8 protein-coding genes are annotated in these 12,535 nt (G+C 38.7%); 2 read left to right on the top strand and 6 right to left on the bottom strand.

Annotated features, from left to right (window positions below; all coding sequences use genetic code 11):
* The first annotated feature begins 12 nt into the window (after window positions 1–12).
* Complete coding sequence (locus ACFILT_RS04240) at window positions 13–228, top strand: DUF1674 domain-containing protein (protein WP_375606032.1); 216 nt, start codon at window positions 13–15, stop codon at window positions 226–228.
* Window positions 229–363: 135 nt separating this feature from the next.
* On the opposite strand, the gene rpsP is transcribed toward ACFILT_RS04240, so the two are convergent.
* From rpsP to ACFILT_RS04220, 4 genes are all read right to left on the bottom strand, one after another.
* A complete protein-coding gene (gene rpsP / locus ACFILT_RS04235) occupies window positions 364–738 on the bottom strand; it encodes a 30S ribosomal protein S16 (protein ID WP_375612227.1) in 375 nt (124 codons plus the stop codon).
* A 16-nt stretch (window positions 739–754) separates the two neighbouring features.
* Entirely contained in the window at window positions 755–1,084 is a 330-nt protein-coding gene (locus ACFILT_RS04230) for a chorismate mutase (protein ID WP_375679648.1), read from the bottom strand.
* Between the two features lie 24 nt (window positions 1,085–1,108).
* Window positions 1,109–2,677, bottom strand: coding sequence for a signal recognition particle protein (gene ffh, locus ACFILT_RS04225; RefSeq protein WP_375638445.1), 1,569 nt, complete (start codon window positions 2,675–2,677; stop codon window positions 1,109–1,111).
* Window positions 2,678–2,907: 230 nt separating this feature from the next.
* Window positions 2,908–3,564, bottom strand: coding sequence for a carbonic anhydrase (locus tag ACFILT_RS04220; RefSeq protein WP_375612226.1), 657 nt, complete (start codon window positions 3,562–3,564; stop codon window positions 2,908–2,910).
* Window positions 3,565–3,839: 275 nt separating this feature from the next.
* On the opposite strand from ACFILT_RS04220, the gene ACFILT_RS04215 reads away from it, so the two are divergent.
* A complete protein-coding gene (locus ACFILT_RS04215) occupies window positions 3,840–8,549 on the top strand; it encodes an NAD-glutamate dehydrogenase (protein WP_375679647.1) in 4,710 nt (1,569 codons plus the stop codon).
* Between the two features lie 1,315 nt (window positions 8,550–9,864).
* On the opposite strand, the gene ACFILT_RS04210 is transcribed toward ACFILT_RS04215, so the two are convergent.
* Together ACFILT_RS04210 and ACFILT_RS04205 are read right to left on the bottom strand one after the other, a co-directional pair.
* Window positions 9,865–10,851: a DUF2125 domain-containing protein gene (locus ACFILT_RS04210; protein ID WP_375678679.1), complete on the bottom strand. Its 987-nt coding sequence runs from the start codon at window positions 10,849–10,851 to the stop codon at window positions 9,865–9,867.
* A gap of 794 nt (window positions 10,852–11,645) precedes the next feature.
* A complete protein-coding gene (locus tag ACFILT_RS04205; protein ID WP_375606037.1) occupies window positions 11,646–12,392 on the bottom strand; it encodes a glutamine amidotransferase in 747 nt (248 codons plus the stop codon).
* Between the last annotated feature and the right edge of the window lie 143 nt (window positions 12,393–12,535).

Here is a 12,535-nt window from a genome sequence, read left to right as displayed (position 1 = left end):
AATAGGTGTAAAATGAATAAAAAAGATGAGAAAACAAGCAAAAAAAATGCAACTGTCATTAAACAGCAATCTCTTTCTCCCGCAGCACAACGCGCCCTTAAAGAAGCTGAAGAAAGACGAAAACGCGCAACAAAAAAAGAACAACCTTTAGAAAACGGCGGACGCGGCGGCAAAGACCCTTCCCGCTATGGAGACTGGGAAATTAAAGGCCGCGCCATTGATTTTTAAAACCATTGATTTAAAAAAACCAGCGCGATTTAAACAAGCAGCTTTTTAAAGAAAATCCGTTTTTGATAGACAAAAACGGATAATATTTATTTTTCTAAAGCTTTTAAAAACACGTTGATTAAACAACCATGCTTCTTATGCTGTAGCAGATTCTGCTTCAGCCGCTGCCGCTGCTTCTTCTGCCGCTTGCTTTGCTGCTGCTATACGTTCTTGTGCTTTTTTACCCGGTTCACCTTTATGTGGATTATTACGAGTTGGACGCTTTTTCAAGCCAGCTGCATCTAAAAAACGTAAAACGCGATCTGTTGGTTGAGCCCCTTGCCCAAGCCAATATTGGATACGCTCTTCATTAAGTTTCACCCTCGGTCCATCTTTAGGCAACATTGGATCCCATGCACCAACACGTTCAAGAAACCGCCCATCGCGCGGACTACGAACATCTGCAACGACGATATGATAGTAAGGACGTTTTTTTGAACCTCCACGGGACAAACGAATTTTCAATGCCATATTTTATCTCCTATTGTCATCTCTGGCTTTCGTTTAAATTGACTTTTTTTGTTTTTTGCTCTTCAGCAATAACTTCATGATGACTCACAACTTCTTTAATAATAAATTTTAAAAATCTTTCAGCAAAATCAGGATCAAGATGACTATCAATAGCCAATTGCCGCAAACGCGCTACCTGATATTGCTCACGCAGAGGATCTACTTTAGGCAAATCATAACGGGCTTTTAAGCGCCCAACAGCTTTCGTACAACGAAATCGCTCTGCTAAGATATGAATCAAGGTTGCATCAAAATTATCAATGGATGCTCGTAAATGTGCCAATTCGTTTAATACTGTTTCCTGCATTATATTCCTTTCCCTCTTTACATCTTATTTTTTCTTAGGATGCTGAGGAAAATTTCCCCCATCGACAATGCCATTGGAAAGACCAGGAAATGTAGGTCCACGCTTAGGAAGTCCGGGCAAGAGCTTCCCTCCATTACCATTTTCAATTTGCTTTTGAAGCATTGAGAATTGCTTTGGATCCAATCCCGACAAATCCGGCATAGCTGGAGAATCCCCTCCCAAGTTTCCCATACCACCCAAACCCATTTTGGAACCAAGGCCTCCCAACATTTTTCCCATAAAACCACTTTTTCCTTTACCACCCATGGCTTTCATCATATCAGCCATTTGGCGATACATCTTCAAAAGTTTATTAATATCAGCCGCTGTCGTACCAGACCCCTTAGCAATTCGTTGTTTGCGGCTATGTTTTAAAAGCTCTGGATTCGCCCGCTCTTTGGGTGTCATAGATGAAATAATGGCCAATTGACGATCAAACAAACGATCATCAAACCCCGCAGCCGCAATCTGCTCTTTGACCTTCCCCATTCCTGGCAACATGCCCATAATACCGCCCATTCCACCCAGTTTTTTCATTTTCTGCAACTGTTCTGCAAGATCATTCAGATCAAATTTTCCAGCTTGCATTTTTTTTGCAAAAGCAGCAGCTTTCTCGTGATCCATTGTTTCAGCAGCTTTTTCAACCAAAGAAACAATATCCCCCATTCCGAGAATACGATCAGCAATACGACTGGGATGGAATTCTTCTAAAGCATCTATTTTTTCACCAGTTCCAATTGCTTTAATTGGTTTACCTGTAACAGCACGCATGGAAAGAGCAGCACCACCACGCCCATCACTATCCATCCGTGTTAAAATAATCCCCGTAATCCCTACACGCTCATCAAAAGAACGAGCAAGATGAACGGCATCTTGCCCCGTCAAACTATCAGCCACCAACATAATCTCATGAGGAAGGGAACATGCTTTAATTTCAGCCAATTCGAGCATCAAAGCTTCATCAATATGATTACGTCCTGCTGTGTCAAGAAGAAGCACGTCATAACCACCCAATTTAGCAGCCTGCACAGCACGTGATGCAATATCAACGGGCAGCTGACCCGCAATAATAGGCAAGCTTGCAAGTTTTGCCTGTTCTCCCAATTGGCGCAATTGCTCCTGTGCAGCGGGACGGCGTGTATCTAATGACGCCATGAGAACTTTTTTATTGTGCTTATCAGTAAAACGTTTTGCAAGCTTTGCTGTTGTGGTTGTTTTTCCCGAACCTTGCAAACCAGTCATCATGATAACAACAGGAGCTGGTGCATTTAAATCACTCAGAACGCTTTCATTTCCAAGAATATGAACCAATTCATCATGAACAATTTTAACCACCATTTGGCCTGGTTTAATTGATTTAACGATTTCGGCCCCAACAGCTTTTTCCCGAACTCTATCGGTAAAAGAGCGCACAACATCAAGAGCAACATCAGCTTCCAATAAAGCGCGACGAATTTCACGCAGCGCCTCTACAACATCCTGATCCGATAAAGCGCCACGTCCCGTCAAATGAGACAGGATAGAACCAAGTCGCTCTTGCAAGGATTCAAACATCATTTACCTCATTGTTGCATAACAAACAAACCAAAATAGCATCCGAGAACGCATCGCGCCGTCGGATGTTGACCTCTGAGATCTCTTTATACCCTTAAACTGGGGTCTCAGTCGGTGGCTCCAAGTTAATTTTGTCACTGAAAGCTTGCTCCTTCAAACAATAAAACCCCAGCTTTGTCAAGTTTTATCATAAAATATCTTTTTATACGAAGAAATAAAAACAACAAATACTATACTTCAAAGCTTTCAACTTCAACACGCATAAAACAACCTGTTTCCTGTTCCATGCTCCATAATTTTCCGCTAGAGATATCAAACCAAACACCATGCAATGTCAAAAAACCTTGATCTTTGCGAAGCTTTATCCACGGAAACGTCTCTAAATTTCTCAACGAATGGCGAATAGAAAGCTGCTCTAATGCCGTCTGTTTTTCTGGCCAAGACAGCGACTTATTATTCAAAACGATTTCTGCTGCTGGTGCTAAAAGACTGATCCATTGACCGATAAAATCATTTGATAATAAAGATTTATATGTCTCATTAAGAGCAGTACGAATGCCTCCACAATGGGCATGACCAAAAACGACAATATGTCTCACCTCAAGCAATTGCACAGCATATTCAAGAGCTGCTGATGTTGCGTGATATTGGTCATCAGGAGAAAAAGGAGGAACCACATTCGCCACGTTGCGCAGAGTGAAAATTTCCCCTGGCTTAGCATCAAAGATCATTTCTGGTACTGCACGCGAATCACAACAAGCAATGACCAAAACTTCAGGTTTCTGCCCCTCAATCGCCAATTGCTGATAATCTGCTATTTTATATAAAAAATGATTGTTTATAAAGTTTTGGTAACCACTTAAAAGTCTTTCTGGTAAATGCGCCATTCTCTCTTTACTTTTGCTTCTTTTTTTACTTTCATTTTGTATATTTTAAAAAACAAACTATTAACATACAAAAATACTAAAAGCGCCCTTTCCTTGAAGCAAAATATTTCTTTAAAGTACAAAATATTACTAAAAAATAGCAAAAACAAACTCATTCTTTCCAAATAAAGAGCTATTTTCTTTAGAAAGAAGGTGTTACAGTATATAAAAAATATAATGGTCTGCTTTTAAAAAGAGAAGAAAAGACCCCTTAAGAGCAAAAAGGGAGAGTGAATGTGTTGCAACAAAAAAAAACAGAAACAAAAAACACCCAAGATAAAATAGAACAAATCCTTTTTGCCCAAACCGATCAAGAAGATATTGCTTATTACGAAAATGAAGAACTTCAAAAAGCCACAGCCATCGCGGTAAAAGCTTTTAATCTCCATCAGACGGGAAAAAATACCATCTGCTTTGAGCAAAATTTAACCCGTAGTAACAGACCTATAACCGTTATCACGCTTGTCAATGATAACAAACCCTTCCTTCTCGATTCTATTTTAAATGTTTTTAATCAACACAAAAACCATATCTATTTGATTGCACACCCCATTATTGATTGTGTTTCTGGAAAACGCATCAGTCTGATGCAAATTCACATCGAGTCATTAAACAAACAGCAAATACAAAAACTTGAAAATGAACTCACCTTAGTTCTTGAACAGGTTAATGCTGCTGTACAAGACTGGAAACCTATGCTTGAAGAAGTTGAAAAGCAGATTCATGCCTACCAAATAAGTCTTCCCCCACACTACAAACAAGAAGGCGAAAAAGCCATTGAGTTTCTTCACTGGCTAATGGACGATAATTTTATTTTCCTTGGTATGCGCACTTACAACTTCATCAAAGACCAAAAACCCCTAAAATCCTTTACAGCGAGTAATATTGAACTTGGTATACTCACGGATGCTTCTATTCATATTGTTGACGATAAAAGTATGAAAGAACCTCCTCAAGAAGTTTTATCCTTCATGGAAAGCGATAATCTGTTTATCGTGACAAAAGCGAACAGCCGCTCCAAAATTCACCGTTCTGTTTGGCTCGATTATATTGGTCTTAAAATCTTTGATAAAGAAAACCAACTCTGTGGAGAATTACGCATTGTAGGGCTTTTTACCTCCTCAGCTTATACACGTTCTATTTTGCAAATTCCTTTCTTAAAAGAAAAAGCCCGAACTATTATTCAACGTCTTGGACACAATCACGCCGATTATTCAGGAAAAGCACTCATCAGTGCTTTAGAAACCTATCCAAGAGATGAAATGTTTCGCTCTGATGTTGATACATTGACAGAAAACACTAAGCTTATTCTACAATTAGATGAGCGCCCACGTTTACGGGTTCTTGCCCACACTGATTCTTTTGGACGCTTTGTTTCTATCCTTGTCTACGTACCGCGTGACCAATATAGCAGCAGCCTGCGTGAAAAAGTTGGCGAACATTTTGTTGAGCTTTATAAAGGTGACTTTTTTGAATCTTATCCGCTATTTTTGGAAAGCACCCTTATACGTGTCTATTATATCATCCATCGCAAAGGAAACGAAACTGTCCCCCTTCACGAGCGCTCCACACTTGAACAACATGTACGTTCGATTGCACGAAGTTGGGAAGACAGGGTTCAAGCCATCGCTCTTAACAAGAAAATAACAGAGCAACAAACACGTCTAGCCAGTGAATTCCCCAACAGCTATCGTGATTTATTTTCAGCTGAAGACGCTATTAACGATGCCGGACATATTCTAAGTCTTCATGATGAAAAGCCCCTTTTCGTGATCTTTTATCACGCACAAAACAAAGAAAAACAGTGCATTTCTCTTCGGCTTTTTCACCGCCATGAAGCACTTGCCCTTTCCAAACGTGTACCACTCCTTGAAAATATGGGGTTTCGCGTTATTGCTGAACAAACCCTTGAATTACCAGATGGCAATGGGCGCTCTGTGTATCTTCATGATATGCAGCTAGAAAGTACTTTCCAACGCTGTATCGATTTTGAAAAAGACGGTCAAAAACACGCCGAAACCTTTGAAGCCATTTGGGCACAAAATGCTGATAATGACGGCTTTAATGCTCTCACCCAAACAGCTGAGCTTGATTGGCATGAAATTGTTATTTTGCGCCATTATGGGCGCTATCTCCAACAAGCTGGAATTCCTTATTCGCAAGATCGCGTTGCCCAAACTTTAAATGCTTATCCTAACATTACCCAAGATCTTTATGCTTTATTTCATTTAAAATTTCATCAAAGCCATACAGAAAAAGAACGAGAAAAAAACCAACAAGTCATTCAAAAGCGCATTGAAGAAAAATTACGGAAAGTCTCTGGTTTAGATGATGATCTCATTTTACGCCGTTATTGTAACCTTATCGAGGCGAGTTTACGAACGAATGCCTTTACGCCTCTTCCTGATGGAAGTCCACGGCGTATTTTAGCCACCAAATTAAATCCGCGCCAGATTGAAGGTTTGCCTGAACCGCGCCCTTACCGAGAAATTTTTGTTTATGGACCAGAAGTTGAAGGGGTCCATTTGCGTTTTGGACCTATCGCTCGTGGCGGAATTCGTTGGTCTGACCGTGCATTAGATTATCGCACCGAAGTGCTTAGCTTAGTCAAAGCCCAACAAGTTAAAAATGCGGTTATCGTTCCTGCAGGTGCAAAAGGTGGATTCTATCCCCATCGGCTTCCCCAAACAAATGACCGTGCTGTCATCATAGAAGCAGCACGACAAGCTTATACAGACTTTATCACAGCTTTGCTCTCCATTACAGACAATCTGATTAACGGCAAAATAAGTTCTCCCCACAATGTCATCTGTCATGATGACCCTGACCCCTATTTTGTTGTTGCGGCGGACAAAGGAACAGCAACTTTTTCTGATACAGCCAACGCCATCAGCCAAGCAAACCACTTTTGGCTTGATGATGCTTTTGCCTCTGGAGGTTCAGCAGGTTACGACCACAAAGACATTGGTATTACAGCTAAAGGTGCATGGGAAGCCGTCAAAAGACATTTTAGAGAATCATTTAATCACGATATTCAAACAACGCCCTTCACCTGTGTCGGTGTTGGCGATATGTCTGGTGATGTCTTTGGCAATGGAATGCTGCTTTCCAAACAAACAAAATTGATTGCCGCTTTTGATCACCGCGATATCTTTATTGATCCAGATCCGAACATAGACGAAAGCTATGTAGAGCGTACGCGTCTCTTCAGACTACCTCGCTCAAGCTGGCAGGATTACGATAAAACCAAATTATCAAAGGGCGGTGGTATCTTCTCACGAAAAGAAAAAACCATTACTCTCTCACCTGAAGCAGCACAAGCCATTGGTTTCGAAAAACAAACAGGAACACCCTTTGAAATTATCTCTGCTCTTCTCAAAGCCCCTGTTGATCTTTTATGGTTCGGTGGCATTGGTACTTATATCCGTGCTGCAACAGAAAATGATGCCCAAGTAGGTGATCGCGCAAATGATGCAATACGCATTACCGGAGAACAAGTGCGTGCAAAAATTATTGGTGAAGGAGCTAATCTTGGTGTTACACAACGTGGACGGATTGAATATGTCTTAAATGGTGGTCGATGCAACACGGATGCCATTGACAATTCTGCTGGTGTGAATTGTTCTGATATTGAGGTCAATCTCAAAATTGTTCTTGCATCAGCACTACGTGCCAAAACGTTAACCCGCGAAGATCGCAATAAGCTCTTGAAAAAAATGACGCCTCAAGTCGAGCAACTCGTCTTGCGCAACAATTATCTACAACCCCTTGCGCTTTCTTTGGCGGAAAACCAAAGCACTACTGATTTGCCCTATCAAATACGCTTTATGCACGATTTGGAACAAAAAAAGCTTCTAGATCGCAGAGTTGAAATACTCCCTGATGAGCAAATTTTACGACAAAGAACAACCCAAGGCAAAGGTCTTCTCCGTCCAGAACTCGCCGTTATTTTTGCCTATGCTAAATTGACCTTAAAAGAAGAAATTGCTAATAGCCCCATTGTTGATGATCACTATTTCAATACAGCCCTGCTGAACTATTTTCCAACCCAAATTCAAGAAAATTTTAAGAAGGAAGTTATTAACCATCAATTGCGTCGTAATATTATCGCAACGCTGATTGCCAACGATATTGTAAATCGTGGAGGCCCCACTTTTGTTAATAGACTACACGATGCAACAGAACAAAAGACTGAAAATATTATTCGCGTTTTTATTGCCATCCGCGATGGTTTCGAAATTCCTCAATTGTCTGAGCAAATTGATAAGCTTGATAATAAAATACCCGGTCTTGTCCAAAATAAATTCTACGCAACAATGACCCCAATGCTCTTTGAAACAACCAATTGGGGTTTGCACAACATAGATCTCTCACGTCCATTAGAAGAAATTGTAAAAACAATAAAGCAAGCCCGTAGCGTTATTGAAAAAGAGCTTATGCATTCTCACGACAACGATATTAAGCAAAAGATTGAAGAAAAAGCATTACACTACAGCGAAGAGGGAGCACCAAAAGCATTAGCGAAACAATTAGCCCTCTTGGAAGCTGCTTCAACAATCTGTGATATTTCTTTAATTGCAAAAAAAAGCAACAGTGATCTTATTAAAACTGCAGAGATCTACTTTTCACTTGCGCAAATCATTCGTATAAACCGCATTAACGAAGCAAGTCGTATAATCCCTGTAGTAGATTATTATGATAGTATGGCTTTAAGCCAAGCCAAAGAAAATGTTTCTGAAAGTTTTCGGCAAATCGTTATGAAAATCCTCAAAAATTATGGAAAGAAAAAAGATCCTTTTGACACTTGGAAAAAAACAGAAGAAGATCATATTCACAACATTACAAACCGCATTAGCGCCCTTATTGAAAATGATCTCAATATTTCTCGTTTTACTTTTGCAGCAGGATTGATTTCTCAACTTCAAAATATTGGCTTTCAAACCTAAAGCAAATACAAAACGACCCACTCAATCTCCCGTTCTATCCCACCACCACAACAAACCAACAAAAATAGAGAGCGGGAGTTTGCATTTTAAACATAACACCAAAAATAAAAATCTCGCTATTTATCACAATAGAATTGTTTGCAACAATGTCAAAAAAACAGCAGGATTGATTTTTCACCCTAAAAACATAAACTTTCAGACTTAAAAGCAGTACAAAACAGCTAAGCTTTTGCCCCGTTCTATCCATCCATGACGAAGCAGCAAGGAAAGAACGGAGGCGCTATCCCGCATTTTTAGACAGAGCACTAAAAATAAACTCAAATTTTACTGTCAAATATCCTTCATCATAAAAATATAATATATTGATTTACAATCATAATTTTATCATTTTTATGATAACTGATAATCCGATATTCTAAATTTGTCTCATTTAAAATCTATTTATATTCAATTAATTAACCCCATTTCCCCTTGTATATTGCAAATGGGAAAGCCGAATAGATAAAAACAGTAAAGAAAGGACTAAAAATGCCCCTCATAAACCGCCTCAAGTGCCAAAAGCTGCAGTAACATTGGGAGTTAGCAAATATAAGCAAATATAATATGATGATGTTTTCCCCTAGCTTGTTACTCCGTAACCGAAAAGATGATGGTGCTTAATGGCTTTATCCTTATACCATTCATAGGCGACATCGTGAAATAAGAAGCACTGAGAAATATTGTTTTAATAAATACGTAAATATGCAATACAAATATATTCTGTTTTACGTGGAAGACATATGGCTTCATTAAAAAATATCAGAAATAAAAGGATAAGCTTAATCCATTATTTAAAAGATATAACTATAACTGCTTTTGAAATGCGTAAAATCGAATAAAAAATGACAGTAAAGATGGATGTTGATTTTCCCCTTTACAACTTCATATCTTCCTCCAACTAGGCTATTTACTTGTTTTAAGAGGTTACACCCAAACAGATATATGCAATATGCTCATTCCATATATAAAGAAAAAGGTTCCTAACAAGTACCACACCACCTGTATAAAAAGGCAATTCAGCATACTTTAAAATGCCACTTTTTCTATAGAAACACTGTTGCTATATGTAGTTTGACATAAGATTTTGTACTAAGTGAAAAGAGGTTGGACGAGTTAGGAGTAAGTGGTAATTTTTTATTTTTATAGCTATTTTTTTACCATTAAATACGCATTTTGTTAAAATAAATGTTTAACACTCTAAAATTGCAAAAAAGTGTGAAAATCAGAAAAAGTCGAAATTTGATAGTAAAGATGAAAAAAGGCTTTGGTACAACACCTAAAGTGGAGCAAGACGACCAAGTTTTAAAAATCCCAGTTTTACCCACCCATTGTTAATGAGCAAAGAAAGAACGGGAGCGCCGTCCGCATTTTTAGGCAAAGCACTCAAAATAAAAAATAACGCTTGAAGATTATTGGCTTGCGCGGGAAATAAGCGCTGCAGAGTGTCAAGAAGCTTCATGGACTGAATAAGGACAAGTTCAAATTTTGCTGTCAAATATCCTTCATCATCAAAAGAAAAAGGTCCACTAATACGCACTACACCACCTGTATGAAAAGTCAATTCACCTTGCTTTAAAAGTCCACTTTTTCCATACAGTCGCTGTTTCCAATTTTTTTCTTCATCTTCAGACAAAAAAGAAATGTCATTTAAAATCCATTTCAAATTGCCATCAATTTTAGGAATATCAACAAAAGAAGATTTTAAAAAGGGAGAAGCATCAAAACCGTCAAAAGTTATATGTCCCGACAAATCATTCTTTTCATGTTTTAGATCAAAACGCAAAAATTCTGCCGTTATTTTTGGGGAAGCTTCTTTTGGCTCTAACGGCTGAATAATTACGTTATGCGTATTTTGCAAAGATGCCGGATCTTCAATATTTTCTTGTGTCGTTTTTTTATCTATCGTTTGTGCTCTTAATGCTTCTTGAAGCTTTTGATCTTCAGGGGAAAAGGAAAAAGATGAAATCTCAAGCCCTTCAGCTATAAACTTCAATGTTTTACCCGTTTTCCAATAAGGCTCTGTTTCAATCACCAAATTGCGCCAATGCGATACTATGGGAGTTTTTCCGGAAAAAACAATTAATGCAGGAGAATGAACATTAAACTCGACCAAATGAGGTGCGTAAATTGGTGCACCAGCTGTCAAACGCCCCGTCGATAAAGAAAACCCATGTAAAGGCCAAGAAAATTGAAACTTGTCACAAACAACACCGACACGTAAAGGATAACCATCCTTGTGCACATTCTCACATACCGCCGCCATATTATGGGAAGATACTTTTGTGAATATATCAGAAACATAGTCTTCTATTTTACGTGAAAAAAAAACCAGAGTGCGCTATAAATAAATATCAGAGCAAGACAAAAGAGCCCACAAATTAAATAACTCAAAGAAAAACTTTTTTGTGATGATGGTATTTGAAAGGATTTAGACAATATTCAAACTTTCTTTATCTCTTAACTTCCTCCCCACCCTAAAAAGGGTAAAGATTCCCAACCACGTTCAGTTTATACACAATCCAACTTCTTAATCGACCGGATTTTATCTACTGATCACTTCAAGAAGTCCCTATACATCGTTCTAAAGTACTGTATCTCATAAGCTTAACAAGATTTTCTTAAAAAAAAACCCATTACACCCTTTAACAAAAAACACCTCATGTGTAAAGTTTTACATAGATTTTCTACCTCTGCCTTAAACCATACTGTTTTACAGCACAACAAAAATGATAATGAATAGTGTTTCTTAACGATAAAGCCATTGAGCCCCCCATCTTTACGCTTATGGAGACCCCAAAGCCAGCACCATCATTATATTTGGCTAGCCCCCAAATGTTGCGACAGCCCTTGGCACTTAAGACAGTTCATAAGAAGCATTTTTAGTCTTTTCTTATACAGTTTTGCCCACACGCCAGCCCTACTTGTGACATGCAAACAAGAGGTTTTTATTGAGTCAAAATACACAGGTTTGGAATGAAAAAACCTTACTATATTCGGGGTTCTCATTCAATATACAAAACCGTGAATTACCTATATAAATCAATTCGTTGTCAACAATCACACAAGTACGGGCGGTGTACAAAAAATCTGGTGTAATGCGCTTTCAAACCATTGGCTCAAAGCTCGATCATAGATTAAACGACCTTTCAAGTGTGCACAAGCAGGTTGAGCACCTTTTTCAGTCAATTTATGTGCCGAACGCACGACCAAACGCCGCATCATAGCGCGTGTAAATTCAGCATGAAACTGCAAGCCCCATGCATTGTTTCCATAACGAAAAGCTTGTGTAGGATATGTATTCCCTGTTGCCAAAAGCATTGCCTCTTTCGGTAAATCATAAATACCTTCATCATGGAAATGGTAGACCATCTCTGGCCAATTCATCAATTCCTTCCCTTGTGGGGTTGCTTCTAGTGGATACCAGCCGACTTCAACAGTCCCATCACTTCTTGTACCAACGCGCCCCCCTAGATTTCGCGCTAACATTTGTGCTCCAAGACAAATACCCAAAAAAGGCTTATTTTCCTTTAGTGATAACGAAATCCAATCAATTTCCTCACCAATATAGGCTTCGCTGTCATTCACACTCATCGGTCCCCCTAAAATAACAACGCCGGCATAATGCTCTAATGTATCAGGGAGTTTTTGTCCAAAAATAGGACGATAAATATCAAGAACAAAACCATTTTGTTGTAAAAATTTTCCCAACCGACCAGTATAGGTAGAGCGCCGATGAATAACGACAGCAATCCTTGGTTTGTTATTTTTTTGTTTTTTATCAAGACATCTCTGATTTAAAAACATTTTTTAACCAATCACCTCTGCTATCAAGCAAAACTTTATTTTTAAAGCATAAGAGAATAATTTTATTGGACAAGACTAACGATATTTTTTCTTCTAGGTCAATTGTTTCTTCTGAGAAAACATTCGTATTATCACATTGGTGC

The sequence above is a fragment of the Bartonella sp. AP7XZML genome, from assembly GCF_042195745.1.
Taxonomy (GTDB): Bacteria; Pseudomonadota; Alphaproteobacteria; order Rhizobiales; family Rhizobiaceae; genus Bartonella.
Note: the sequence above shows the minus strand (reverse complement) of the source record. Positions and strands in the feature narration are given on the sequence as shown.